The sequence below is a fragment of the Pseudophaeobacter sp. EL27 genome (assembly GCF_900313025.1).
Taxonomy (GTDB): domain Bacteria; phylum Pseudomonadota; class Alphaproteobacteria; order Rhodobacterales; family Rhodobacteraceae; genus Pseudophaeobacter.
Genome location: NZ_OMPQ01000009.1, coordinates 526114 through 552282 on the forward strand (window position 1 = coordinate 526114; position 26169 = coordinate 552282).

At 57.7% G+C, this 26169-nt stretch carries 20 protein-coding genes and 1 tRNA gene; 14 read left to right on the top strand and 7 right to left on the bottom strand.

The window, feature by feature from the left end:
- Positions 1 to 127 precede the first annotated feature (127 nt).
- The 5 genes from ED661_RS10225 to pdxH all read right to left on the bottom strand — a co-directional run bounded on the left by ED661_RS10225 (position 128) and on the right by pdxH (position 6555).
- Positions 128 to 3778, bottom strand: a complete 3651-nt coding sequence (locus tag ED661_RS10225) for a vitamin B12-dependent ribonucleotide reductase (RefSeq protein WP_122073795.1) — start codon at positions 3776 to 3778, stop codon at positions 128 to 130.
- Positions 3779 to 4671: 893 nt separating this feature from the next.
- Positions 4672 to 4748 (bottom strand) — tRNA-Pro (locus ED661_RS10230).
- 44 nt (positions 4749 to 4792) lie between these two features.
- On the bottom strand, positions 4793 to 5281 hold the full coding sequence (locus ED661_RS10235; protein ID WP_254054812.1) for a DUF192 domain-containing protein: 489 nt from the start codon (positions 5279 to 5281) through the stop codon (positions 4793 to 4795).
- Positions 5282 to 5285: 4 nt separating this feature from the next.
- Positions 5286 to 5828 carry a cold-shock protein gene (locus tag ED661_RS10240; protein WP_122073797.1) on the bottom strand — a complete coding sequence of 181 codons (543 nt, stop codon included), beginning with the start codon at positions 5826 to 5828 and terminating at the stop codon, positions 5286 to 5288.
- 121 nt (positions 5829 to 5949) lie between these two features.
- On the bottom strand, positions 5950 to 6555 hold the full coding sequence (gene pdxH / locus ED661_RS10245; protein WP_122073798.1) for a pyridoxamine 5'-phosphate oxidase: 606 nt from the start codon (positions 6553 to 6555) through the stop codon (positions 5950 to 5952).
- A 176-nt stretch (positions 6556 to 6731) separates the two neighbouring features.
- Between pdxH and fabI the strand changes: the two genes are divergently transcribed.
- From fabI to trpE, 5 genes are all read left to right on the top strand, one after another.
- Positions 6732 to 7535, top strand: a complete 804-nt coding sequence (gene fabI / locus ED661_RS10250; RefSeq protein WP_122073799.1) for an enoyl-ACP reductase FabI — start codon at positions 6732 to 6734, stop codon at positions 7533 to 7535.
- Positions 7536 to 7629: 94 nt separating this feature from the next.
- Positions 7630 to 8148 (top strand): xanthine phosphoribosyltransferase, encoded by a 519-nt coding sequence (gene gpt, locus ED661_RS10255; protein WP_122074102.1) that lies wholly within the window; start codon positions 7630 to 7632, stop codon positions 8146 to 8148.
- A gap of 166 nt (positions 8149 to 8314) precedes the next feature.
- On the top strand, positions 8315 to 9490 hold the full coding sequence (locus tag ED661_RS10260) for an aminotransferase (protein WP_122073800.1): 1176 nt from the start codon (positions 8315 to 8317) through the stop codon (positions 9488 to 9490).
- A 218-nt stretch (positions 9491 to 9708) separates the two neighbouring features.
- Positions 9709 to 11550, top strand: a complete 1842-nt coding sequence (locus tag ED661_RS10265) for a peptidylprolyl isomerase (protein ID WP_122073801.1) — start codon at positions 9709 to 9711, stop codon at positions 11548 to 11550.
- Positions 11551 to 11567: 17 nt separating this feature from the next.
- A complete protein-coding gene (trpE, locus tag ED661_RS10270) occupies positions 11568 to 13079 on the top strand; it encodes an anthranilate synthase component I (protein WP_122073802.1) in 1512 nt (503 codons plus the stop codon).
- A 121-nt stretch (positions 13080 to 13200) separates the two neighbouring features.
- Here the strand turns inward: trpE and ED661_RS10275 are convergent, their stop codons facing one another.
- On the bottom strand, positions 13201 to 14901 hold the full coding sequence (locus ED661_RS10275; RefSeq protein ID WP_122073803.1) for a divergent polysaccharide deacetylase family protein: 1701 nt from the start codon (positions 14899 to 14901) through the stop codon (positions 13201 to 13203).
- A gap of 241 nt (positions 14902 to 15142) precedes the next feature.
- Here ED661_RS10275 and ED661_RS10280 point away from each other — a divergent pair, with 241 nt between their 5' ends.
- From ED661_RS10280 to lexA, 7 genes are all read left to right on the top strand, one after another.
- Positions 15143 to 15724, top strand: a complete 582-nt coding sequence (locus tag ED661_RS10280) for an aminodeoxychorismate/anthranilate synthase component II (RefSeq protein ID WP_122073804.1) — start codon at positions 15143 to 15145, stop codon at positions 15722 to 15724.
- Positions 15721 to 16743 carry an anthranilate phosphoribosyltransferase gene (trpD, locus tag ED661_RS10285; RefSeq protein ID WP_122073805.1) on the top strand — a complete coding sequence of 341 codons (1023 nt, stop codon included), beginning with the start codon at positions 15721 to 15723 and terminating at the stop codon, positions 16741 to 16743. The genes ED661_RS10280 and trpD overlap by 4 nt, the downstream gene beginning before the upstream one ends.
- A gap of 26 nt (positions 16744 to 16769) precedes the next feature.
- Entirely contained in the window at positions 16770 to 17414 is a 645-nt protein-coding gene (locus ED661_RS10290) for a uracil-DNA glycosylase (RefSeq protein ID WP_254054813.1), read from the top strand.
- Positions 17415 to 17454: 40 nt separating this feature from the next.
- Entirely contained in the window at positions 17455 to 18267 is an 813-nt protein-coding gene (trpC, locus tag ED661_RS10295; protein WP_122073807.1) for an indole-3-glycerol phosphate synthase TrpC, read from the top strand.
- A 1-nt stretch (position 18268) separates the two neighbouring features.
- Positions 18269 to 18739, top strand: a complete 471-nt coding sequence (gene moaC, locus ED661_RS10300; RefSeq protein WP_122073808.1) for a cyclic pyranopterin monophosphate synthase MoaC — start codon at positions 18269 to 18271, stop codon at positions 18737 to 18739.
- Complete coding sequence (gene glp / locus ED661_RS10305; protein WP_122073809.1) at positions 18740 to 19912, top strand: gephyrin-like molybdotransferase Glp; 1173 nt, start codon at positions 18740 to 18742, stop codon at positions 19910 to 19912.
- 152 nt (positions 19913 to 20064) lie between these two features.
- The gene (gene lexA, locus ED661_RS10310; RefSeq protein WP_122073810.1) at positions 20065 to 20778 is read left to right on the top strand and encodes a transcriptional repressor LexA; all 714 of its coding nucleotides are present in this window, start codon (positions 20065 to 20067) and stop codon (positions 20776 to 20778) included.
- Between the two features lie 44 nt (positions 20779 to 20822).
- On the opposite strand, the gene ED661_RS10315 is transcribed toward lexA, so the two are convergent.
- Positions 20823 to 22928, bottom strand: coding sequence for a ComEC/Rec2 family competence protein (locus ED661_RS10315; RefSeq protein ID WP_371412427.1), 2106 nt, complete (start codon positions 22926 to 22928; stop codon positions 20823 to 20825).
- Positions 22929 to 22942: 14 nt separating this feature from the next.
- Between ED661_RS10315 and gltX the strand changes: the two genes are divergently transcribed.
- Both gltX and gltA read left to right on the top strand, forming a co-directional pair.
- Positions 22943 to 24343, top strand: a complete 1401-nt coding sequence (gene gltX / locus ED661_RS10320) for a glutamate--tRNA ligase (RefSeq protein WP_122073811.1) — start codon at positions 22943 to 22945, stop codon at positions 24341 to 24343.
- A gap of 130 nt (positions 24344 to 24473) precedes the next feature.
- Complete coding sequence (gltA, locus tag ED661_RS10325; protein ID WP_122073812.1) at positions 24474 to 25769, top strand: citrate synthase; 1296 nt, start codon at positions 24474 to 24476, stop codon at positions 25767 to 25769.
- The last annotated feature ends 400 nt before the right edge of the window (positions 25770 to 26169 follow it).

Below are 26169 nucleotides of genomic sequence, written 5' to 3' on the forward strand. Positions count from 1 at the left end.
AAAAATGATGCGGTCAATTAAGCTAAATCGTTCACCTTCAAAGCCTTAGAAGACACTTTGTTTCCAAAAGAAAAGGCGTCAAACCCATCAGGTCTGACGCCTCACCTCTGTTACCAATCCCGGTCTATCAGGAACAGCCGGAGGTCGATCCACAGGTGTTGCACTTCATGCAGGTGCCGTTGCGCACCAGCGTGTAGTTTCCGCATTCACCACAGGCTTCGCCCTCATAGCCCTGCATCTTTGCCTTGGTCCGAGCATCCATACCCATCACCGGCGCGGCGCTGGCCTCTGGCACCAGAGACTGCAGATCCGCAACCGGATCCGTAGGTGATGTCGCGGCATTCATCAGACCGCTTTCACCATTCTGACCGCCCTGCAGCACTACCAGATCCTGTGGCAGACGTTTGCGCAGATAGCCAGTGGAGGAAATCTGTTTCAACACCTCCAGCGACCGGGTCGCGGCGCTTTCGCTGAGTTCCGAGAGGTTTGACACCCCTTCTTCTTCTCCGCGGCCGATATCGTCAAAGGCTGGACCTTCGGGTTTTACATGCGCCAGATCGGTGCGATCCAGATAGCTCACCGCCAGTTCACGGAACACATAGTCCAGAACCGAGGTGGCATTCTTGATCGAGTCATTGCCCTGCACCATGCCTGCGGGCTCAAACTTGGTGAAGGTGAAGGCGTCGACAAACTCCTCCAGCGGCACACCGTATTGCAGACCAACTGAGACCGCGATGGCAAAGTTGTTCATCATCGCCCGGAAGCCCGCACCTTCCTTGTGCATGTCGATAAAGATCTCACCCAGGGTGCCGCTCTCATATTCGCCGGTGCGCAGGTAGACCTTGTGACCGCCAACAACCGCCTTTTGGGTGTATCCCTTGCGGCGATGTGGCATCTTAGTGCGGTGGGATTTCACCACCTCTTTGATGACGATTTTCTCGACAATTTTCTCTGCCAGAACAACGGCTTTCTCCTGGACATTACCAGTTTCCAGCACCTCTGCGGCCTCGTCATCATCCTCAACCAGAGCAGCGGCCAGAGGCTGGCTCAGCTTGGAACCATCCCGGTAGAGAGCATTGGCTTTGACGCCCAGCGACCAGCTCAGCTCATAGGCTTTTTGGCAGTCTTCGATTTCGGCATCATTGGGCATGTTGATGGTCTTGGAGATTGCCCCAGAGATAAAGCTCTGGGCGGCGGCCATCATGCGGATGTGGCTCTCAACCCCGAGGTAACGCTTGCCTTTTTTGCCGCAGGGATTGGCACAGTCAAAGATCTGATAGTGCTCTTCCTTCAGATGCGGTGCCCCTTCCAGAGTCATGGTGCCGCAGACATGATCATTGGCCGCGTCGATATCACTTTTGCTAAAGCCAAGATGGCGCAGCAGATCAAAGGTCGGATCGTTCAGCTTTTTCGCCGGGATGCCCAGCACTCCGGTGCAGAAATCCTCACCCAGGGTCCACTGATTGAACACAAAGCGGATGTCAAAAGCGGCTTCCAGCGCACTGTCAATCTTGGACAATTCATTAGGGCCAAAGCCATGACCCGCCAGCGAAGTGTGGTTGATGCCGGGGGCATTGCCGAGCGTGGCATGACCAACCGCATAAGAAACAATTTCTTCGATCTGTGCCGAGCTATAGCCAAGCCCTTCGAGCGCGGAAGGCACCGAACGGTTGATGATCTTGAAGTAGCCACCACCGGCCAGTTTTTTGAATTTCACCAGGGCAAAATCGGGCTCGATCCCGGTGGTGTCACAATCCATCACCAGACCAATGGTGCCGGTGGGGGCTATGACTGTGGTCTGCGCATTGCGGTAGCCGTGCTTTTCGCCCAGCTCCAGCGCTTCGTCCCAGGCGCCCATGGCCAGATCCGCAAGCCGCGCATCGGGGTTTCCGGAAATGTCCAGCGGCACAGGCGGAACAGACAGCCCTTCATACCCGGTTGCCTTACCCATGGCCGCGGTGCGGTGGTTGCGGATCACCTTGAGCATGGCATCTTGGTTTTTGGCAAAGCCCGCAAATGCACCCAGTTCAGAGGCCATCTCAGCCGAGGTGGCATAGGCAACGCCGGTCATCAGCGCGGTCAGCGAGCCGCAAAGCGCCCGCCCCTCGTCGCTGTCATAGCCGTAGCCCATGTTCATCAGCAATCCGCCGATATTGGCATAGCCCAGGCCCAGGGTCCGGAAGTCATAAGAGCGCTGTGCAATCTCTTTTGAGGGAAACTGCGCCATGGTGACCGAAATCTCCAGCGTCACAGTCCAGAGACGGCAGGCATGCATGTAGTCCTCGGCCTGGAACTTACCGTCCTTATAGAAGGTCAGCAGGTTCAACGAGGCCAGGTTACAGGCGGTGTCATCCAGGAACATATATTCAGAACAAGGGTTTGAACCCCGGATCTCACCATCATTTGGGCAGGTGTGCCACTCATTCACGGTGTCGTGGAACTGGATGCCTGGATCAGCACAGGCCCAGGCGGCATGGCCGACCTTTTCCCACAGATCCCGCGCCTTGACGGTCTTGGCAACCTTTCCATCGGTACGGTTGATCAGCTCCCAATCCGCATCCTTTTTCACCGCATGCAGGAAGGCATTGGTGACCCGGATCGAGTTGTTGGAGTTCTGACCAGAGACAGAGCTATAGGCCTCGGAATCCCAATCCGTGTCATAGGTCGGGAATTCAATGCTGTCATAGCCCTGCTTGGCATAGTCCAGCACCCGTTTCACATAGGTTTCGGGGATCGCGACCTTTTTGGCCTCACGCACTGCTTTTTTCAGCGCCGGGTTGCTGGCGGGTTCATAGGCATCCGCCGAGGCACCATCCCAGGATCGAATTGCTTCAAAGATGCCGTTCAGCATCTTTTCGTGCATTTTGGAACCGGCAACGATAGCAGCCACTTTCTGCTCTTCGATCACCTTCCACTGGATAAAGTCTTCGATATCGGGGTGATCGGCGTCAACAATGACCATCTTGGCGGCGCGCCGGGTGGTGCCACCGGATTTGATCGCGCCAGCTGCCCGATCACCGATCTTGAGAAAACCCATCAGACCAGAGGATTTACCGCCGCCCGACAGGGCCTCGCCTTCGCCGCGCAGGTGGCTAAAGTTGGTGCCGGTGCCGGATCCATATTTGAACAGACGTGCCTCACGTACCCACAGGTCCATGATGCCGCCTTCATTCACCAGATCATCGGCGACAGACTGGATAAAGCAGGCATGCGGCTGCGGGTGCTCATAAGAGCTGGTGGATTTGGTCAGCTTACCGGTTTTGTAGTCAACATAGTGGTGCCCCTGTGCCGGGCCATCGATGCCGTAGGCCCAGTGCAGACCGGTGTTGAACCACTGCGGACTGTTGGGCGCAGCGCGCTGGGTTGCCAGCATATGGCGCATCTCGTCAAAATAGGCGCGGGCGTCCTCTTCAGAGGTAAAATAGCCCCCCTTCCAGCCCCAATAGGTCCAGGCACCGGCCAGGCGGTCAAACACCTGCTTAGAGGAGGTTTCTCCCCCTGTGGGCACATTCTTGCCAGCTGGGACAGAGCGCCAAAGGAACTCAGGAACGCCCTCTTCCTTGACCTTCTTCAGGCTCTCAGGGACACCAGCCTTGCGAAAATATTTCTGAGCGATGACATCACTGGCAACCTGGCTCCAGCTCGAGGGGACTTCGATATTTTCCAGGCGGAAAACTATGGTGCCATCCGGGTTTCGAATCTCAGAAGTGGCCGAGATGAAATCCAGTGTTTTATAGGCGTCCTGCCCTGCCTTGGTAAATTTGCGCTCGATTTTCATGCTCTGCCCCTTGAGATATTCACTGTCTCGTTGCTTTGTTCCTGCCACAGCAGCTGCGGCCCTATCCTGAGGAAAGCACAAAACAACCGGCACGCCTGTTTATGGGCCTGCTAAACGAGGCCTTCGCCGGCCATTTTTGCGGATTTTATTGTGTTTCCATCTCGTCACGCTGCCGCAAAACCTCACTAGATCTAGTAGCGCCGCTCTGAGTGTCCACAATTTGACGTATTTAGCCCAAGAGGGTCAACGGAAATTTTACCATTTTTGAACCATCTTTGCTGTTGACCCTTTTCCCTAGAACGCGGGGTTTGCAGCCTCGAGTGATTCACCCACAGGACTGAGCTTTTTGACGCGCCCGAAATGACAGAACTGTCGAGTACGAAAATCCCGGCAACAGCAAAGACTTGCCTCTCGAAGTTCAAAGCCTCCCTGATCCTGGCACAGAGATCGCACAATAATCGGGCAACCTGCCAAGCCGCCAAAGTGACGTGACGCTCAGCCAATCTCTGTGGCATCCTTGCATGTGTTCTGAAGCCACCTGAACAAAATTGAACCATTGGAAACTTAACACTTTGGAAACCTATTGCTGCGCCTTGGCGTCAACTCCTTAAGGAAGGGTTAACACGCAATCTGACGCCATACGCTGCCCCCGGCCATCCGGCCTGTGATTCCCCGCCGTGCCCGCCTCATAGTCCCATGACACTGAGAGGCTTTCCCCCTGAGTGGTGCACACAACACAGGGCACCAAAGCCGTGTCCCTCGGCGTCCAAAATGGCAGTGTAGAAAAGAAAACGGGCAGTCACACCAGAGTGTGAACTGCCCGCTTTAGGTCAAACCCGATGGGGTTCTCTCTTATGCTCACCACCGAAAAGCTGAATGCTTTCAGGTGATTATGGTCGGGGCGGCGAGATTCGAACTCACGACCCCCTGTACCCAAAACAGGTGCGCTACCAGACTGCGCCACGCCCCGGACCGTGCGCTGTTCCTAACGCCAGTGGTTTGATTTGAAAACCCCTAACATGGCCAAATCGGAGATGTTTTTGAAAAAACTTTGTGGCGCATCTCGGAACCAATCGAAATCCCATAACGCGCGGCCAAACCACCGTTGATTTCGAGCACAGCAAAGACGTTGTCACCGCCCGGAAGCGGCGTCAGATCGCCAGGAACAGCATCTGCCTGGATCTGAATGACCCGACCTGATTCATCCAGGAAGATGATGTCGAGTGGAATGAGGGTGTTCTTCATCCAAAAAGCCGCACGTTGCGGTTCTGGATAGACAAAGAGCATGCCCGCACCACGCGCCATGCTCTCACGGAACATCAACCCCTGGGCGCGTTCAGCTTCGTCATCTGCAATTTCAACGGTAAAGGAGGTCTGTCCCCAGCTGCCACGCAGGTCTACCCGATCCAGGCGACAATCTGCGGCGTAGCTGGGAAAAGAAAGGCCCAGGCCAACAACTAGGGCCAGGGCCGGGGCGGCGAGAGAGGCTCTCAACCGCGGCAACCGATCAGCTGTCCTGATCGCAGTCAAGCAGGGCAGCTTCCCAAGCTTGAACTTCGGCGGCCATTTGACCGCGCTTGCCATCGATCACCCGCAGTGCCAGCGCTTCGCCAGGCTGCAAATCTGCCAGGCCGGACTGACGCAGGACCTCAACATGCAGGAAAACATCTTCGCTGCTGCCAAAGATATTGGCAAAGCCAAACCCCTTGCCCTTGTTGAACCATTTCACCCGTGCGGGCACCAAAGGTTTGGAGAGCAGATCTGCCTGGTCAAAATCGGCAAAATCGCTCAGGACCGGTGTCTCTTCGCGCTCAGGTGGGTGGATTGCCAGGACCTCAACCGCCTGCACACCTCGATCGGTGTGATGTGTCACGATTTCAATGCGGGTGCCATCCGCCACCGAACTTTGTCCAAAGTTACGGAGTACATTCACGTGCAACAAAATGTCAGGGCCGCCCAAATCGGACACAACAAAACCAAATCCCTTGGTGGGATCAAACCATTTAACAAGGCCTTGGATTTGCTGCAGGCTGCTCAGATCTTCTGCCACTTATCTCATCCACTGCGTATTTTCATTTTTTTTCGTAAAGACGTGATGCGCGATTTCACTGTCGGATTTCAAGCAAAAACCCTCCCATTTGTTAGGAAAGTGCTATTTTCCTCGTAAAACCTTAAGGATTCAGGCGGGAAACAGACCATTCGTCCTGCTTTACGTTACGTATCCAAGTGAAACGGTCGTGTAAGCGAAACGCCCCGTCCGCCCAGAACTCGATTTCAACCGGCGTAATCCGATACCCGCCCCAGAACGGCGGCCTGGGAGGATTCGGTCCCTTGGTTGCCGTCACCTTTGCCACCTCTGCCATCAGGCTGGCGCGGCTCTCCAGTGGACGTGACTGTTTTGACGCCCAGGCGCCCAGACGGCTCTTGAGGGACCGCGAGGCATAATACTCATCCGCCTTTGGCCCCTCCTCTCGGCTGATATTGCCGCGCACCCGGATTTGCCGCCGCAGCGATTTCCAATGCAGGACAAAGGAAGCCTTGCCTGCCTGATCCAGCTCCTGTGCCTTAGCGCTCTCATAGTTTGTGTAAAAAACAAAGGCGTCCGCTTCGATTTCTTTCAAAAGCACCATGCGCGAATTGGGCAAACCATTAGAATCGACCGTCGCCAGGGCGATGGCATTGGGATCATTGATCTCGGTCTTTTCAGCCTCTGCCAGCCAGGCACGGGCAATTTCAAAGGGGTCATCGCCGGCAAAGAGCCCTGAACGTTCACTCATACGAGCCTCCTGTCTGTTTTCGCCGGTACACTAGGCAGCGCATTCCGGAACAGCAAGGCCTGCTCGGCACACAGAGAACCTGAACTGTTGTATGAACATTCAAGGTCGCCCCTTGAAGCAGACGCGCCATCATATTAAACGTCTTTAACTTCACGGATCACAGGCGGAGAACCTGAATGTCTAATCAACTGATGACCGGCAAGCGCGGTCTGATCATGGGCCTAGCCAATGACAAATCGATTGCCTGGGGAATCGCCAAGGCCTGTGCCGATGCTGGCGCCGAGCTGGCCTTCTCTTATCAGGGCGACGCTTTGAAAAAGCGAGTCGTGCCTCTGGCCGAACAGCTGGGCAGCGATATCGTGCTGCCCTGCGATGTCTCGGACGAGGCCTCGATGGATGCTCTGTTTGCCTCTTTGAAGGAAAAATGGGGCGAGCTGGACTTTGTTGTGCATGCCATCGGGTTTTCCGACAAGAATGAGCTGCGCGGTCGCTATGTCGACACCAGCCGCGAAAATTTCCAGATGACCATGGATATCTCGGTCTATTCCTTTACCGCCATTGCAAAACGCGCGGAAAAGATGATGTCCGAAGGTGGCTCGATGCTGACTCTCACCTATTATGGCGCTGAGCAGGTCATGCCACATTATAATGTCATGGGTGTCGCCAAGGCGGCGCTTGAGGCATCGGTCAAATATCTGGCAGAGGATCTGGGCAAAGACGGCATTCGCGTCAATGCGATCTCTGCTGGTCCCATCAAAACCCTGGCCGCCTCGGGCATTGGTGATTTCCGCTACATCATGAAGTGGAACGAGTATAATTCGCCCCTGCGACGCAACGTGACCACCGATGACGTGGGCAAATCGGCGCTCTACCTGTTGTCTGACCTCAGCTCGGGTGTGACCGGGGAAAACCTGCACGTGGATGCCGGGTATCATGTGGTCGGCATGAAGGCCGTCGACGCCCCCGATATCGCCAAGTAGCAATATGGGCCGGGGCGCAAGCCCCGGCCGGGATCTCCCCATCAGCGGGAACTGGGATCCACCCCCTGACGCAGCCATCGCCGGAGCCATAGAAATGACAGACCGCCTGCCGCATGAAAAAGGCTTTCACATCAGCTGGGATCAAATCCATCGCGACAGCCGGGCCCTGGCTTGGCGTCTGGATGGCCAAGGCCCCGACAATGGAGCCTGGCGCGCCGTAGTGGCAATCACCCGTGGCGGCATGGCCCCAGCCATGATCGTCAGCCGCGAGCTGGATATCCGCACCGTGGATACCATCTCGGTGAAATCCTACCACTCTGGTGGCGGCGCTCAGGACCAGCAACGCGAAGCCCAGGTTCTAAAAAGCCCCGACGCAGATCTGATGCGCGATGGCGAAGGCATCCTGATCATTGATGATCTTGTTGATTCAGGCAAAACACTGGAACTGGTGCGTCAGCTCTACCCCAAAGCCCATTGCGCCACCGTCTATGCCAAACCCAAGGGCGAGCCCATGGTCGACACCTTTATCACCGGCGTCAGCCAGGACACCTGGATTTTCTTCCCCTGGGATATGGCCTTGCAATATGTCGAACCCTATCGCGGCACCGACTAAATATTGGCGTCAAGCCTGATGACTAAGAGTGAGCGCGCCCCTTTGGGCGCGTTTTTCTTTGTCCTGCCCCTGCACGATGAGTTCCCGCCAAGACAGAGTGATTGCCATCGCGCCCGCAAGCCCCTACCAATTCTGACTGAGATTAATACCGTCAACAGGAGCGGGCATGACAAAGTCACGCACAGAGGCCACTTTCCTTTCCCCGATCGTCGAATCCCGTCGCTGGGTTGAAGGGGTGTCTTTCCCCGCAGAGCGCCCACTTCTCAATGTCAGTCAGGCCGCCCCCGCCGCCCCGCCGCCGCTGGGGCTGCGTCAGGCGCTGGCCGAGGCCGCGCTCAATCAGGATGACGCACATCTTTATGGCGCAGTCCTGGGGCGCGGCGAGCTGCGTCAGGCGCTCGCCAATCAGATGTCGACGCATTACGCCGCTGAAATGACGCCAGAGCAGATTGGCATCACCTCGGGCTGCAACCAGGCCTTTGCCGCCACCGTTGGTGCGCTCTGTGGTGAAGGCGATGAGGTCATCATTCCGGTGCCCTGGTACTTCAATCACAAGATGTGGCTGGATCTGAGCGGCGTTACCGCGCGCCCACTCCAGGTGGGCGATGACATGCTGCCGGATATCAATGCCGCCAAGGACCTGATTTCGGAACGTACCAAGGCCATCGTGCTGGTCACCCCAAACAATCCCACCGGGGTTGAATACCCCAAGGGCCTGTTGCGCGCCTATTTTGATCTGGCCCAATCCAGGGGGCTGACCCTGATTGTGGATGAGACCTACCGCGACTTTGACAGCCGCTCTGGCCCACCTCATGCGCTGTTTCAGGATCCGGACTGGCATCAGACACTTGTCCACCTCTATTCCTTTTCCAAAGCCTATCGTTTGACCGGCCACCGGATTGGCGCCATTGCCGCCGCCCCAGAGCGCCTGTTCGAAATGGAAAAATTCCTGGATACGGTCACCATCTGCCCCTCACAATTGGGCCAGATCGGTGCGCGCTGGGGCATCGACAACCTGCAAGACTGGCTAGCAGGGGAACGCGATGAAATCCTCACGCGCAAACAGGCCATCATTGAGGGTTTCCCAGTACTGGAAGCCAAGGGCTGGCGGCTGCTGGGCTGTGGCGCCTATTTTGCCTATGTCGAGCACCCCTTTGATAGGCCCGCCGAGGAAATCGCCAGAAAGCTGGTCACGGATGCCTCGGTTTTGATGTTGCCGGGCACCATGTTCATGCCAGAAGGGAGTAAGATCGCCGAGCGCCAGTTTCGCATTGCCTTTGCCAATGTCGATGCCGTCGGGATCACAGAGCTGTTTTCACGGCTGAGCCACTTCACCCCCTGAGGCGCGGGCGACACGTCTCAGATCAACAAATATCGAGGTATTTCCCCTGCATATCTGTTCAGATCCCTGCCAAAGCGCGTCATTCAAACCTTTGAGAGGCCGCAGGATCTTGCTCCCCTTGGGGTGGCAGCGTATGCAAGGTGCGAATTCATTTAGGGAGGTGGGCGCAGGACAAGGGTCTCGCGGCATCTCTGTGAACCGAAAACAACGAGGGCAGCATGGCCACTGGCATTAAAAAACTATCCAATACATTTGTTTGGATCCTTATGGGCTTGCTGATTGTTGGCCTCGCCGGCTTTGGCGCAGTGAACTTCAGCAGCTCGATGTCTGCCATTGCGCTGGTTGGCGAAGAAGAGGTCAGCGTTGATGAATACCTGCGTGAATTGCAGCGCGAACAACGTGCGATGCAGGCACAGAGTGGCCAGACGCTGACTTTTGCGCAGATGGCTGCCTTTGGCATGGACCAGGCGGTTCTGGGCCGATTGATTTCAATCGCCTCCATCGACAATGAGGTGAAATCGCTCGGCATTTCCGTCGGCGATGACAACCTGCGCCAGGAGCTGGCGGAAATCCCCGCCTTCCAGGACGCCAGCGGCAAGTTTGATCGCCAGACCTACAGCTTTGCCCTGCAGAACGCCAATCTGAACGAGAGCGATTTTGAGGCTGACCTGCGCCGCGAATCTGCCCGCACCCTGGTACAGGGGGCCATCGTGGTTGGCGCCAAAATGCCAGACACCATGACCAAAACCATGACCGATTACATCGGCGCACGTCGTAGCTTCTCCTATGTGGCACTCAGCCCCGATCAGATCGCCCTGATCCAGGTGGTTCCCGAGGATGCGGTGCTGAAGGCGTTTTATGAGGCCAACCAGGGTGATTTCACCCTGCCCGAGACCAAACAGATCACCTATGCGCATCTGAGCCCCGAGATGATCCTGGACACAGTCGAGGTCGATGAAGAAGCCCTGCGCGCCCTCTATGCGGAACGCAGCGCACAGTATCAGGTTGCCGAGCGCCGTCTCGTTGAACGCCTGGTCTTTGCAGATGAGGCCAGCGCCAGTGAGGCAAAGGCCCAGCTGGATGTCGCAGGCACCACTTTTGAGGCCCTTGTTGACGCCCGGGGTCTGGCACTTCAGGACATCGACCTTGGGGATGTCACGCAGTCCTTCCTTGGTGACGCCGGTGAGTCCATCTTTGCCGCCGAAGTGGGCGCTGTTGTCGGCCCTCTGCCCTCTGATCTCGGCCCTGCCCTGTTCCGGATCAATGGTCGCCTTGAGGCACGCCTCACCACCTTTGAACAGGCGATGCCTGAGCTGCGCGATGAGCTGGCATCAGATCGTGCCCGCCGCCTGATCGAACAGCAGGCCGAAGAGATCAACGATCTGCTGGCCGGTGGTGCTACGCTGGAAGATCTGGCCAATGAAAGCGATATGGAAGTTGCCAGCCTGGGCTGGAACGGCGAGACTGGCGAAGGCATCACCGCCTATGAAGGTTTTCGGACCGCCGCCAGCGTTGTGACGCTTGAGGATTTCCCAACCGCCGAATTCCTCGGCGACGGCAGCCTCTTTGCAATTCGTCTGGATGAGATCCTGCCAGAGCGCCCCGAAGCCTTTGAGGATGCCAAGCAAAAGGTTCTGGCCGCCTGGGAGGCAGACCGTGTTGCCACGGCCCTGGAGGCAGAGGCAGAGGCCCTGCTGGCCGCCACTTCTGAAACTGGCGATTTCCCCGAAGGCACCCAGGTTCAGCAAGAAACAGGTCTCACCCGGACCTCCTATCTCGACAATACGCCTGCGGATATGATGAACCAGATTTTCACCATGGAACCAGGCGATCTGAAAGTGATCAAGGGAGAGGCCGGCACCGTTGTTGTGCGTCTGGATGAGGTGCTTGCCGCCGAGGAAAACGAAGAAATGCAGCTCCTGGCAGAGGCCCTGAGCACGCAATTGGATCAGGCGGTATCAGAGGCGCTGTTCTCTGCCTTTATCAGCGATGCTCAGCTGCGCGCCGCCCCCCGGGTTGATCAGCAAGCGCTGAACGCCGTCATGACCAACTACCAGTAACAAGCGAGACCTGCCCGATGGCTTTGACCCCAGATTTTGCGAGCTTTGCCACGGCCTATGAGAGCGGTGAAAACCAGGTTGTCTACACGCGGCTTGCCGCCGACCTGGATACCCCCGTCTCTTTGATGCTGAAGCTCACAGGCGCCCAGAAGGACGCCTTTATGCTGGAATCCGTAACCGGGGGTGAGGTGCGCGGACGCTACTCCATCATCGGCATGAAGCCGGATCTGGTCTGGCGCAGCCATGGTGAGGCCTCGGCGCTCAATCGTTCGGCCCGCTTTGATCCGGAGGCCTTTGAGCCGCAGACCGGCAATCCGCTGGACAATCTGCGGGCCCTGCTGGCCGAAAGCAAAATCGACCTGCCCGAGGATATGCCCCAGGCCGCTGCTGGCCTGTTTGGCTATCTGGGCTATGACATGGTGCGCCACGTCGAACATCTTCCCGATGTGAACCCGGATCCGCTTGGCCTGCCGGACGCTGTGATGATGCGCCCTTCCGTGATTGCTGTGCTCGACGGGGTCAAAGGCGAAGTCACCGTGGTCTCTCCGGCCTGGGTCAGCGAGGGCCAGACAGCCCGCGCCGCCTATGCCCAGGCGGCTGAGCGGGTGATGGATGCGGTGCGCGATCTGGAACGGGCCATGCCCTCGGAAACCCGCGATCTGGGAGATGCTCGCGAGATTGCGCCACCAGTGTCGAATTTCACCAAATCCGGCTATATGGAAGCGGTGGAAAAGGCCAAGGACTACATCCGTGCTGGCGATATCTTTCAGGTGGTTCCGGCACAGCGCTGGAGCCAGGAATTCCCGCTGCCCCCCTTTGCGCTTTATCGCTCGCTGCGCCGCACCAACCCCTCGCCGTTCATGTTCTACTTCAACTTTGGCGGCTTTCAGGTCATCGGCGCCAGCCCCGAGATCCTGGTGCGGGTCTTTGGCAATGAGGTGACAATCCGCCCCATCGCCGGCACCCGTCCGCGTGGCGAAACCCCTGAACAGGACAAGGCAAACGAGCTGGATCTTCTGGCCGACAAAAAGGAACTGGCGGAGCACCTGATGCTGCTGGATCTGGGCCGCAACGACACTGGCCGTGTTGCCAAGATTGGCACCGTCAAGCCGACAGAGCAGTTCATCATCGAGCGCTACAGCCATGTAATGCATATCGTTTCAAACGTGGTGGGCGAGCTGCACGAAGACAAAGACGCGCTGGATGCCTTCTTTGCCGGCATGCCTGCGGGCACCGTTTCAGGCGCACCCAAGGTGCGGGCGATGGAGATCATCGACGAACTGGAACCGGAAAAACGTGGCGTCTACGGCGGCGGGGTTGGTTATTTCTCCGCTGGGGGCGACATGGATATGTGCATCGCCCTGCGCACCGCCATCGTCAAGGATCAGACGCTCTATGTGCAGGCCGGCGGTGGGGTAGTCTATGATAGCGATCCGGAATCCGAATATATGGAGACGGTTCATAAATCCAACGCCATCCGCCGCGCCGCAGCCGATGCGGCCCGCTTTGTCGGTAAGGGCAACAACTGACCCCAGCCAACAAAGAGCGACATGACTGAATAAAGAAAGGGCCCCCGAACGGGAGGCCCTTTTGTCATGTTACCTTGCGGTTCCAACCTTAATTTCAAGACGTTCGGCCCAGATCTGGAGCCTAGTCTGCAGAGGGAATATTGGCTTTCAGTCCGGCAGAGATTGGGGCCAGACCAACCTGGCTGGCACGATCCTGCAGGCCCCAAAGCAATAGGGCCGAGATCGTATCCGGGCGCAAGCGACCCAACATGATCACCGCCCCCTCCTGACGGGCACGAAAGGCCGCCTGATCGAGGAAGCGACGAATCGCGCGAGGGTTTTGTCCGGCCCCGTCAAAATCGCGGAACACCACGCCCGAAGGCATGCCATCGCGCAGGGCCAGTTTCTGCACCGTATTCAGGCCAGAGTTCTGGGTCACCATGCCGTAGCCCGAGGCCTGCATCACCGCGACCATCTGATCAGCCAGCGGCCGATTGCCCTGAAACCCGGTATCCACCCCCTCGAGGAACCCAACGGCTTGGGGCAACTGTTCCATCCAGACCGCCATGGCGGTTTCAGCGTCCTGTGGCGAGGCTTCGCGCGGGAGATCCGCCAGAATCAACACCTCAAACCCTGCCGCACGCCGGGCCTGAATTTTCTCAGCAGCCTTTGGATCCTGCGGCGAAATGGCAAAGGTCAGCGGATAGGGAAAACCCTCCAGGGCTTCGGCACCAATTGCGGCAGCGTCATCTATCAACACGATCGACATCAAAGGCCGGTCATTGGGCGCAGAAAACGCCTCGGCATTGATGTCAATTGGCTGGCCCGTCGGCGCAACTGCTTCGGGAGCCGCAGCGACATCGCTGCCGATCAAGGTGGGAGTATTACTGCGTTCGGTCAAGGGAACCACGCGGGTCCCCAGTCGTGACCCGGTCGTCGCCGTTTCTGCCGCGGCCAGCTGTTCCTGATCTGATTGAGGCTCCGGGTCAACCTGCTCGGCGGTTGCAACCGTTTCCTCTTCTGGCGCAACCTCAGCTCCAGTATTCTCTCCTGACGCAGGCTGTGCTCCGGCACCGTCTTGGGGTGAAACGACCGTATTGACAGAGATGCTGGGCGGTTGTGTGGCGACCGGTGCGGAGCCGATTTCCGGGCCTGAAATGTCCACCCCTGGCAAGGCCGATACAGCAGGCGTAAAGACCTGAGGCACAGCAACGGAGGCTACTTCCTCGGAGAGGGTATCTCCAGAATCAGAATCAACGCTCTGTGCAACAGTGATATCCTCATCTGTATTGAGGTCGCCATCGCTGCTGTCGGTGGCAACGTCTGTTGAGGTGGGATCCGCGCTGGTAGCTGCACCCTCGGCAGGGTCCTGTTCGGCAGTGGGGGGCGGTGCGGGCAAGGCTGCGGCCTCAGTCGAAACAACTGGTGTTTCCTCTTGACCCGGGACACTGGGAGCGGGGCTGCTTTCGGGTGTGACTGTAACAGAGCTCGGCACCTGCGGCAGGGTCTCAACCACGCCCGGGCTCATATCGCCGGCGCTGGCCCCTTCAGCGGTGGACACCACGGGCCTGCTTCCGGGACTGGTGTCCAGAACGGCAATGGGGCTGGTGTCCACGTCACTGGAGCTGGAAGGAATGGCGGGTGCGGCCTCAACCAGGTCGGCGTCGCGAGTCTCACTGGTCTGCGGCGCCTCGGCCTCAGCAACCTCTGGCTGGCTGGACTGATCCGGCGTTGTTGTATCCACCTGCACCCGGCTGGGCAAAGGCGAGGAGAGCGACCACATTGCAGCGCCTCCAACGGCCACCAACGCCCCGATACTCACGCCTCCGAGAAACCCTTTCATCGCAGTCCTGCCCCTCATCACCTGTATCCGCCCTGTCACCGGGCTGGTTGTCCTCAAACTTCTGACAGAAACAGGCGCTTGCACACCCCCAAAATCTGCCCATTTGGTCCCCTGTCAGGTCACGCTCGGCGCCAATTGAACGTCCTGCTCTTGACGCTGCCGCACAAGCCTGAACAAGTATACCGCAACCACTATACTGCGGCGCCCCCCTCGCCCGCCACCCATAAAAGAGCCCGCCAAGATGCTGCTGCTAATCGACAACTACGACTCCTTTACCTACAACCTCGTGCACTACCTCGGAGAGTTGGGCGCCGAGATGGAAGTCCACCGCAATGATGCGCTCACTGTGCAGGAGGCAATGGCCCTGAACCCTGCGGGCATCCTGCTCTCTCCCGGCCCAAAGGCCCCGGAACAGGCTGGCATCTGCCTCGCCCTCACCCAGGCAGCAGCGGAAACCAGAACTCCGCTGCTGGGGGTCTGCCTGGGGCATCAGACCATCGGTCAGGCCTTTGGTGGCAAAGTCACCCGCTGCCACGAGATCGTGCATGGCAAGATGGGGCTGATGCATCATAAGAACAAAGGCCTGTTTGCCGGCCTGCCCAGCCCGTTTGAGGCCACGCGGTATCACTCATTGGTGGTGGAGCGCGAAGCCCTGCCCGACTGTCTGGAGATCACTGCCGAGCTGGAAGATGGCACCATCATGGCGCTGCAGCACAAAGAGCTGCCGATGCACGGGGTTCAGTTCCACCCAGAGTCCATTGCTTCCGAGCACGGCCATGCCCTGCTTAAGAATTTTCTCGATGACATGAAGGTGCCCGCATGAGCGATCTGATCAAGCCGCTGATTGGTGCCGCCGCCGACCGCCCCCTGACCCGAGGTGAGGCGACCGAGGCCTTTACCTTGCTGTTTGAAGGCGAAGCCACCCCCAGCCAGATTGGCGGGATCCTGATGGCGCTGCGCACTCGCGGTGAAACCGTTGATGAATATGCAGCCGCTGCCTCCGTAATGCGGACCAAATGTAATCCTGTGAAAGCACCGGCTGGTGCCATGGATATCGTTGGCACAGGTGGAGACGGCAAACATACGCTGAACATTTCCACCGCCACTGCCTTTGTGACCGCTGGCGCCGGGGTTGTGGTGGCAAAGCATGGCAATCGCAACCTGTCGTCGCGTTCTGGCACGGCGGATGTGCAGGCGCAGATGGGCATCAATGTCATGGTGCCGCCAAAGGTTGTCGAAGCCGCACTGGACAGCTGCGGCATTGCCTTCATGATGGCGCCGATGCACCATCCGGCAGTTGCCCATGTGATGCCAACCCGGCAGGAACTGGGCACAAGAACGATCTTTAACATCCTGGGTCCACTGACAAATCCTGCGGGCGTCAAACGCCAATTGACTGGCGCCTTTACCCGGGATCTGATCCGCCCTATGGCAGAAACCCTCGGCCAGCTCGGCTCTGAACGAGCCTGGCTGGTGCATGGATCTGATGGCACGGACGAGCTGACCATCACCGGGATCAGTTGGGTTTCCGCGCTGGAGGAAGACGGCTCGATCCGGGATTTTGAGCTGCACCCGGAAGAGGCCGGCCTGCCGGTGCATCCCTTTGAAGCCATTGTTGGTGGCAGCCCCGAAGACAATGCAACGGCCTTTCGTGCCTTGCTGAACGGAGAACAAGGTGCCTACCGCGATGCTGTTTTGTTGAACGCCGCCTCTGCGCTAGTGGTGGCAAATGCAGCCAGCTCCTTGAAGGAAGGTGTTGAAAGGGCAAAGGAAAGCATTGATTCCGGTTCTGCCAAAGCCAAGCTGGAAGCCCTGGCAAAAATCACCACGGCCGCCGCCTGATGACCGCAACTGAAGGATCGCCGCCAATGGGCCCTCAATTGGGCGACTGGGGCGATCTGTCGTTTTTCTCCGAGGACTGGCCGGCAATCAATGCCCGTCTTGCTGAGGACCCTCGAGCCACCCTGCCACCGAACCCCCTGCGATTTGCGGCTTTTGAGCTGACACCGCTCGATAAAACCCGCGTGGTCATCCTGGGCCAAGACCCTTATCCAACGCCGGGTCATGCCAATGGGTTGGCTTTCTCTGTTGCGCCTGACGTGCGGCCCTTGCCTCGATCCCTTTCCAATATTTACAAAGAGTTACAGACAGATATTGGCGGCCACCCAGCGACCGGAGATTTGCAAAACTGGGCACGTCAGGGGGTTCTGTTGCTCAACACTGCGCTCTCGGTGCCAAGCGGAGAGGCCAATGGGCACAAAGATCTGGGCTGGACACCACTGGTTCAGCAGGTGCTGGCCAAGACTTCCCAGACCCCGACCGCCTATGTATTCTGGGGAAAACAGGCGCAAAGGCTTGAAAAATACCTCCATTCGGGCGATCACCTGATCCTGAAGACGGCCCACCCTTCTCCGCTATCCGCCCACCGTGGCTTCTTTGGCTCCGGGGTGTTTTCACAGATCAACAGCTGGCTTGCCGCGCGCGGATCAACGCCAATCGACTGGACGATCTGAGGGGAAACAATGACAAAACACGATGACAGGAGGCTGTGACATGGCTGAAAATGTTCTGGACAAGATCAAGGCCTATAAGCTGGAAGAAATCGCCGCCGATAAAGCCGCCAAGCCGCTCTCCGAGGTCGAAGCCGAGGCCCGCGATGCTTCAGCGCCTCGTGGCTTTGCCGCCGCGCTCTCGACCGCTGCGCGCGACGGCTATGGCTTGATCGCAGAAATCAAAAAAGCCAGCCCCTCCAAGGGTCTTATCCGCGAGGATTTCAACCCGGCCGCCCTGGCCCAGGCCTATGAACAAGGTGGCGCCGCCTGCCTCTCGGTACTGACCGATACGCCCAGTTTTCAGGGCGCCAAATCCTTTCTGGTAGAGGCCCGCGCCGCCTGCTCTCTGCCCGCCCTGCGCAAGGATTTCATGTATGATACCTATCAGGTCGCAGAAGCCCGCGCCCTGGGTGCCGATTGCATTCTGATCATTCTCGCCTCGGTGAGTGATGCACAGGCTGCAGAGTTGGAAGACAGTGCCACGGCTTGGGGCATGGATGTGCTGCTTGAGGTTCATGACGAAACCGAGCTGGAACGCGCCAGCCTGTTGAAATCCCCCCTTATGGGCATCAACAACCGCAATCTCAAAACCTTTGAAACCACATTGGACACCACGCGCCATTTGTCACGTCTGGTCCCAGCCGGGCGCAGCATAGTCTGTGAAAGCGGCCTGTCCTCGCCGCAGGATCTGGCGGATATGGCCCGTTATGGTGCTCGAACCTTCCTGATCGGGGAATCTCTGATGCGCCAGGACGATGTGGCCCAGGCCACCCGCAGTCTGCTGGCAAACCCACTGATCCCCGGAGCCCTGTGATATGTCCCTGACCCATTTTGACACCAAGGGCGATGCCCATATGGTTGATGTCTCCGACAAAGAGGTAACTTCGCGGGTTGCTGTTGCGGAAGGTCACATCACTATGGCCTCGGAAACCTTTGAGATCATTGCCCAAGGCAAGGCCAAAAAGGGCGATGTGCTGAGTGTGGCGCGGCTGGCCGGCATCATGGGCGCCAAGAAAACACCCGATCTCATCCCGCTGTGTCATCCGCTGGCCATTTCCAAGGTCTCTGTTGAGCTGACACTGGATTCGGACTTGCCCGGCGTTCGGGTTGAGGCCACGGTCAAGACCACCGGACAGACCGGCGTTGAGATGGAGGCTCTGACGGCGGTTTCCGTTGCCTGCCTCACCGTTTATGACATGGCCAAAGCAGTGGACAAAGCCATGCAGATTGGTGGCACCCGTGTCGTTCTAAAAGATGGCGGCAAATCAGGCCGTTACGAGGCATAAATGATTTCAGTTTCCGAGGCACGCGCGGCTCTGTTGCAGCTCTGCTCCCCCACCGAAGTTGAGCAGGTTCCCCTGGCCCAGGCCAATGGCCGGGTGCTTGCCCAAGAGGTGCGGGCGGACCGGGATCAGCCGCCCTTTGCTGCCTCGGCGATGGATGGTTACGCGGTGAAGCGGGACGAGGTTGAACTGCATGCCATGTTTCAGGTCATCGGTGAGGCCGCGGCTGGGCATCGTTTTGACGGCCACCTAAAACCCGGTCAGGCGGTACGTATCTTCACTGGTGCCCCGGTGCCGCAGGGTGCGGATTTTGTGGTTATCCAAGAGGATGTCGACCGCAAGAAAGACCTGATTACCATCCAAAACCAGCCCAGTGCTTCGAGCAATATTCGCCCCAGCGGCGGTGATTTCCGCATCGGTCAGACCGTGACCGCACCGCGTATCCTGCGCCCCTCTGATGTGGCGCTTTTGGCGGCGATGAACATCCCAGACGTTCCCGTCCACCGCCGCCCAGTGGTCGCATTGATCTCTACCGGCGATGAATTGGTAATGCCAGGCGGCACCCCGGGTCCTGATCAAATCATCGCCTCCAATACCTTTGGTCTCAAGGCGATGCTGGACGAATTTGGCGCCAAGGTTCTGGTTCTACCTATTGCGCGAGACAGCGAGGCCTCGCTGAAAACGGCCTTCTCTCTGGCGCGTGAGGTCGATCTGGTGGTCACCATTGGCGGCGCCTCGGTTGGGGATCATGATCTGGTTGCCAAGGTCTCAGCCGATCTTGGAATGGAACGGTCATTTTACAAGGTTGCCATGCGCCCCGGCAAGCCGCTGATGGCCGGCCGCATGGGGGGTATCGCCATGGTCGGCTTGCCCGGAAATCCAGTTTCTGCAATGGTTTGCGGACATATCTTCTTGCAACCTATGGTGCAGGCCATGCTGGGAATGGGGGCTGAACCTACCCAGTTGCAAAGCGCGCGTCTGACACATGAACTGGGTGCAAACGGGCCGCGCGAACACTATATGCGTGCGCGTGTTATTGCCGGTGAAATCACCGTTTCCGACAATCAGGACAGCTCGCTTCTTTCGGTGCTGGCCGATGCAAACGCCCTGCTTGTTCTGCCGCCCAATGCGTCCAGGCAACACCAGGGTGAGACGCTGCAATACCTTCCAATCTGAAGATCCCCGCGCGACTGCCCGTTACGGAATAGGACAGGTAACACCTCGACAGTGAAAATCGCACAAAAGTTGCCGTGGTGTTCTTGTGTTGTTGACACAAAACGAGAACATGAATAGAACAAAACGCAGCGGATGTATCTGGAGGGACCGAAATGCTAACCAAGAAGCAGTTGGATTTGTTGAACTTCATTCACCGGCGCCTGCAAAAGGACGGTGTTCCCCCCAGTTTTGATGAAATGAAGGTTGCACTGGATCTGCGTTCCAAATCGGGTATTCACCGGCTGATCACCGCACTCGAGGAACGCGGGTTCATTCGGCGTCTTGCCCATCGCGCCAGGGCCATTGAAATTCTGCGCCTGCCAGAAAACATGGGCGATGCCTCAGTTGCGCCAACATCTGCCCACGCAGTTCCCATGGGCACACATGGTGGTGCGCCACGTCCTGCCGTTGCGCAGGCCAGACCCGCAGCTTCGGTTGTTGCATCCCTGGAAATCCCCGTCATGGGCCGAATTGCCGCCGGTGTCCCGATCGAGGCCATCAATCAGATCACCCATCAGATCGCCATCCCGCAAACCATGCTCTCCTCCAATGGAAAACACTACGCTCTGGAGGTTCGCGGGGACTCGATGATCAATGCCGGCATCAACGATGGTGACATCGTGGTGATCCGCGAAACAGATACTGCCGATGACGGTGATATTGTTGTCGCCCTTATCGCCGATGAAGAAGCAACGCTGAAACGGCTGTTCCGTCGCAATGGCAAAATCGCGTTAGAGGCAGAAAACCCCGCCTATGAAACCCGAATCCTGTCACCGGATCAGGTAAAGGTTCAGGGGCGTCTGGTTGGCTTGATCCGCAGCTACTGACCCAGCCGCCCCAATCACCCTTCCCTGCACTTTGACAGCTTCCGTCACGGCCTCGACCAGGGGCGATTGCCAGCAAGATCAGCGGCGCTCACCATCTGGCCATCTCCCCCCATCATAAGGCTGCCGCTACGGCGCAGGCGTTCCTTCCCCCAAACCTCACAGCCTCCCTCAGGCTCCAAGACTCCTTCAGCCTTCATGGAGGTATTGGAAATCACCAAATCTGTTGGCTGGCAGGTTCGTAATTCTTGGGCCTGTCGCTTGCCTGTGATGTGAATGATCCGGCGTCCTGCGACCAGGAACACCTTCTTTTTGACCTGGGCCTCCCAGCGTTGTGCCGCTTCGGCCTGTGTGTCGCCCCCTCCATCCGCCGCCAACCAGTTCCTTGCCGTATAGCCCTGGCTGTTTGCACGGGACAAAGCTCTGCCCTCAGGGGTTATCACCCCGACCAGCCCACCATTTGCAGCCACCAGGACCAGTGGCCGGGTTGCTTGCCCCCAGAGCATCAAGGAAGCCCCCATCAGCAACAGGCCAGCCCAGCGGAAACCGCCCTGCCATAGCAAGATCAGCAAGGCCCCAAAGGTAAAAAGCGGCAGCACCCAGGGACCAGGCATGACCACCCCGCTTTGCGCATTGGGGAAAGCGGCAACCCAGGCGGCAACCATCAATATCCACTCCAGGCCTATGTGCAGAAAGAAAACTCCGATCTGTTCGATTCCAAATGGCGCAAGACAAAGAGATAGAACGGCGGCAGGGACAACAACCAACCCCATAACGGGGACCGCCAGCACATTGCCGAGCAGCCCATAGTGAGACAGAACATGAAAATGTGCAGCGCCAAAAGGCGCCGTGGCGGCCCCGGCCACCACAGATGATAGGAGCACAGTCAGTAACGGGCGAAGCCAAGCAGGACCCAATTCCGGCTGTTGGATTCTAATCCACCCAAAGACGGCAACCAGAGCCGTGGTTGCCGCAAAACTCATTTGAAAACCCGGACTCAAAAGTGTTTCCGGTCTGCGCAGCAGGACAAGGGTGGCCGCAACCGCAACGGCACGCAGGGTAAGGGCACGACGATCCAGAAGAATGGCGACAAAAAGCACCAACACCATGATAAAGGCGCGCTCGGTGGAGACACTCCCTCCGGAGATGCCAAGGTAGAGTAAGCCCACCACAAGCGCTGTGCTTGCGGCGATTTTTTTGACGTTCCAACGCAGTGCAATTTTGGGAATGAGACAGAGTGAAAACCGCAAAACGGCAAAGACAAACCCGGTGAGCAAACCCATATGAAGGCCTGAAATGGCCAGCAAATGGGCCAGGTTGCTGACGCGCAGCGCCTGCAGGTCTTTGGGCTCTACTCCTGCTCGGTCTCCCGCGATGATTGCTGCAGCAAAGCCGCCGGTTTCTGGACCCAATCGTTGTTGCACCGCCTGCGATAAATGGGAGCGAAACCTAGGCAGATAGAGCCCTGATTGCGCAGGAGCCAACACCACAACGGGGGCTCGGGTATAGCCATTTGCTCCGATTTTCTGGAACCAGGCATATCTGCGAAAATCAAAACCGCTCGGCTCACTGGGACCTTGAGGCGGCATCAAATGTGCGGTTGTGGCGACTTTGGCGCCAACCTCGGGCGGTTCTTTCATCCGGGTCAGGGACAAGCGGATCCGCGCGGGTCGATCCTCTGGCGCCACACGGGCCAGCCGCACCTGATCCAGGGTCAGGCGAACCGCCCCACTGCTGGAGCGATCTACCTTGATCAATCGCCCCTCGACAGGGCCATAATAACGGAACGACAAGACCGGAGCCTGTACCAAAGCGCACCGGACCCCAGCTGCAGCAAACCCCATCCCGATCAGAATAACCGCCCAGGCAACAAAGGCCCGTGCATCGCCCCTTTGGGTAAATGGCAGAGCGACAATTGCGGCCAAAGCCAACAAAGACCAGGTTAAAACACCAGGATCCTTGCGCAGCAAAAAGAACCAACCGATACCAAACCCTAGCGCAACCGGGATCCAGGGCATTAAATGCCCGCGCTGCGCCTGCAGGGCCTGATCTATCCGCAGCAGGATCTGTATGGTTGCTCCAGCTTCCCGGCCTCGGTAAACAGGCGCAAATTCCGGCTCATTTGCAAAATCCGGCTCATTCTTGGTTTCCAAAGGCAGATCACCACATGTCAAAACCCGTCGTCACTCGCTTCGCCCCCTCTCCTACAGGCTATTTGCACATTGGTGGCGCCCGTACCGCCCTGTTTAACTGGCTTTTTGCGCGCGGCCGCGGCGGCAAGTTTCTTTTGCGGATTGAAGACACCGATAGAGCGCGCTCTACGCCAGAGGCCACCGCTGCCATTTTGCAGGGCATGAAATGGCTGGGCCTGGATCACGACGGCGAAATTGTCAGTCAGTTTGAGGGCGCCAAACGCCACGCCGAAGTCGCGCAACAACTGCTGGCTGAAGGTAAGGCCTACAAGTGTTTTGCCACCCAGGATGAAATTGCGGCCTTTCGCGATGCGGCCAAAGCCGAAGGCAAATCAACCCTGTATCGCTCTCCCTGGCGGGATGCCACGGCCGAGAGCCAGCCGGATGCCCCCTATGTCATCCGGATCAAAGCGCCCCTAGATGGGGTCACGGTGATCCGCGACCAGGTTCAGGGCGATGTCACAATCCGCAATGATCAGCTGGATGACATGATTCTGCTGCGCTCGGACGGCACGCCGGTCTACATGCTGGCCGTTGTGGTCGATGACCACGACATGGGCGTGACCCATGTGATCCGGGGCGATGACCACCTCAACAATGCTGCCCGCCAGATGATGATCTATGACGCCATGGGATGGGAGGTCCCTGTCTGGGCGCATATCCCACTGATCCATGGTGCAGACGGTAAAAAACTCTCCAAACGCCACGGCGCCCTGGGCGCACAGGAATATCAGGCCATGGGTTATAGTGCGGCGGGGATGCGCAACTATCTGGCCCGTCTCGGCTGGAGCCATGGCGATGACGAGTTTTTCACCGACGCCCAGGCGAAAGACTGGTTTGGCCTGGAGGCCATTGGCAAAAGCCCGGCGCGGTTTGACACCAAAAAGCTGGAAAACCTCTGTAGCCAGCACAATGCTGTTAGCGATGACGCTGCATTGCGGCAGGAAATTCAATCCTATTTGATCGCAGCTGGGCAATCACCTTTGGATGACGCTCAGTCAGCAAATCTTGAACGTGCGATGTATTGCCTCAAGGAACGGGCCAAGACCTTCCCTGACCTGCTTGAAAAAGCTCACTTTGTCCTGACAACCAGGCCAATTGAACCGGATGAAAAGGCGGCCAAGGCGCTGGTAAATGTATCCGATGGTATACTGGCTCAATTGACGCCGCAGTTGCAAAGTGTTAGCTGGACCCGTGACGATCTTGAGGCGCTTCTCAATACATTTGCAGAAGCCCATGACACCAAGTTCGGTAAACTGGCCGCCCCCCTGCGGGCCGTGTTGGCCGGTCGCGCCGCAACTCCGTCGGTGTTTGACATGATGCTGATCCTGGGCCGCGAAGAGACAATGGCCCGGCTCAACGACGCCACAGGCTGATCCTGGCTTTAACTGGTCAGTAAGCCTGTTCCTATACCACCTCACCTGCGCGATCCGCGCGCAGGTTCTGCCTGCACCGTGCCCGGGATAAAATTCCGGGTATTCGTGCCTGATACAGGAAGGGACATCTATGACCGAGACACAGAAGACCGCCAAGCTCAGCCTGAATGGCCAGGATTACGAGCTTCCCATTTTCTCGCCCACCGCCGGGCCAGATGTTCTGGACATCCGCAAACTCTACGCCCAGGCCGGGGTTTTCACCTATGACCCGGGTTTCACATCGACAGCCAGCTGCGACAGCACCATCACCTTTATTGATGGCGGCAAGGGCGAACTGCTGCACCGCGGTTACCCGATTGATCAGCTTGCCTCGCAGTCGCATTACCTGGAGGTCTGCTATCTGCTGCTTTACGGTGAGCTGCCCACCGCAACACAGCTGGAAGATTTTGAAGCCCGTGTGACCCGTCACACCATGGTGCATGAGCAGATGCACAACTTCTTCCGTGGTTTCCGCCGTGACGCGCACCCAATGGCCACTCTGGTGGGTGTTGTTGGCGCCATGTCCGCCTTCTATCACGACTCCACCGATATCGCCGATCCATGGCAGCGCGAAGTTGCGTCGATCCGCCTTATCGCCAAGCTGCCAACAATTGCGGCGATGGCCTATAAATACTCGATCGGCCAGCCCTTCGTTTATCCCAAGAACGATCTCGATTACGCCGCCAACTTCCTGCACATGTGTTTCTCGGTTCCTGCCGAAGACTACAATGTGAACCCGATCCTGAGCCGCGCGATGGACCGGATCTTTACTCTGCATGCGGATCACGAGCAGAACGCCTCGACCTCAACCGTGCGTCTGGCCTCTTCTTCGGGTGCCAATCCGTTTGCCTGCATCGCGGCCGGCATTGCTTGTCTGTGGGGGCCTGCCCATGGTGGCGCCAACCAGGCCTGCCTGGAAATGCTCAAAGAAATCGGATCGGTTGACCGTATTCCTGAGTTCATTGCCCGCGCCAAAGACAAGGACGATCCCTTCCGCCTGATGGGCTTTGGTCACCGTGTTTACAAGAACACCGACCCACGTGCGACTGTGCTAAAGCAATCCGCCGATGAGGTTCTGGAACTGCTGGGTGTCGAAGACAACCCTCTCCTGCAGGTTGCCAAAGAGCTGGAACAGACGGCGCTGAATGACCCCTACTTCAAAGAGAAGAAACTGTTCCCGAATGTGGATTTCTACTCGGGCATCATTCTCGAAGCCATGGGTTTCCCCACCTCGATGTTCACCCCGATCTTTGCGCTGTCACGCACCGTTGGCTGGATTTCGCAGTGGAAAGAAATGATCGCAGATCCACAGAACAAGATCGGCCGTCCACGTCAGCTGTATCTTGGTCAAACGGCGCGCAACTACGTGGACATCGAAAACCGTTAACCGGCACATCCAGATAAGTCTCAAAGCCTCGCCATTTTGGCGGGGCATTTTTTGATGGCGAGCCTCTCCAGAACAGGCGGTTCACAGATTTCCTCTTGCGAGTCGCTGCAATCAAAACCTGATCTTATTGTGACCAGTGATCGTCAACCTGCATTCAACATCGAACCATTTTGTGTTCATTTTGAAAAATTGGTTCCCCGTGGTGAACAATAATGCCTGCGTGAAACCACTGTGGAAACCTGGCTTCGGTTTTCATCAAAATCACCTTTAATTGTCTTGTTCCAAGGGCCCAGCCAGAGGTATTTTGAAAGAAAGATTAATCACTTTCTGAGGGACCATTCTATGATGTGGATGGCACTTTTGGGAATCTGCCTGATTGCAGGTATTGTACTTATTGTAG

What these genes read in the sequence shown, in the direction of transcription:
- ED661_RS10225 (WP_122073795.1), bottom strand. Translation starts at nt 3,778, where the DNA reads ATGAAAATCGAGCGCAAATTTACCAAGGCAGGGCAGGACGCCTATAAA.
- pdxH (WP_122073798.1), bottom strand. Translation starts at nt 6,555, where the DNA reads ATGAGTGAACGTTCAGGGCTCTTTGCCGGCGATGACCCCTTTGAAATT.
- fabI (WP_122073799.1), top strand. Translation starts at nt 6,732, where the DNA reads ATGTCTAATCAACTGATGACCGGCAAGCGCGGTCTGATCATGGGCCTA.
- gpt (WP_122074102.1), top strand. Translation starts at nt 7,630, where the DNA reads ATGACAGACCGCCTGCCGCATGAAAAAGGCTTTCACATCAGCTGGGAT.
- ED661_RS10260 (WP_122073800.1), top strand. Translation starts at nt 8,315, where the DNA reads ATGACAAAGTCACGCACAGAGGCCACTTTCCTTTCCCCGATCGTCGAA.
- ED661_RS10265 (WP_122073801.1), top strand. Translation starts at nt 9,709, where the DNA reads ATGGCCACTGGCATTAAAAAACTATCCAATACATTTGTTTGGATCCTT.
- trpE (WP_122073802.1), top strand. Translation starts at nt 11,568, where the DNA reads ATGGCTTTGACCCCAGATTTTGCGAGCTTTGCCACGGCCTATGAGAGC.
- ED661_RS10275 (WP_122073803.1), bottom strand. Translation starts at nt 14,901, where the DNA reads ATGAAAGGGTTTCTCGGAGGCGTGAGTATCGGGGCGTTGGTGGCCGTT.
- ED661_RS10280 (WP_122073804.1), top strand. Translation starts at nt 15,143, where the DNA reads ATGCTGCTGCTAATCGACAACTACGACTCCTTTACCTACAACCTCGTG.
- trpD (WP_122073805.1), top strand. Translation starts at nt 15,721, where the DNA reads ATGAGCGATCTGATCAAGCCGCTGATTGGTGCCGCCGCCGACCGCCCC.
- ED661_RS10290 (WP_254054813.1), top strand. Translation starts at nt 16,770, where the DNA reads ATGGGCCCTCAATTGGGCGACTGGGGCGATCTGTCGTTTTTCTCCGAG.
- trpC (WP_122073807.1), top strand. Translation starts at nt 17,455, where the DNA reads ATGGCTGAAAATGTTCTGGACAAGATCAAGGCCTATAAGCTGGAAGAA.
- moaC (WP_122073808.1), top strand. Translation starts at nt 18,269, where the DNA reads ATGTCCCTGACCCATTTTGACACCAAGGGCGATGCCCATATGGTTGAT.
- glp (WP_122073809.1), top strand. Translation starts at nt 18,740, where the DNA reads ATGATTTCAGTTTCCGAGGCACGCGCGGCTCTGTTGCAGCTCTGCTCC.
- lexA (WP_122073810.1), top strand. Translation starts at nt 20,065, where the DNA reads ATGCTAACCAAGAAGCAGTTGGATTTGTTGAACTTCATTCACCGGCGC.
- gltX (WP_122073811.1), top strand. Translation starts at nt 22,943, where the DNA reads ATGTCAAAACCCGTCGTCACTCGCTTCGCCCCCTCTCCTACAGGCTAT.
- gltA (WP_122073812.1), top strand. Translation starts at nt 24,474, where the DNA reads ATGACCGAGACACAGAAGACCGCCAAGCTCAGCCTGAATGGCCAGGAT.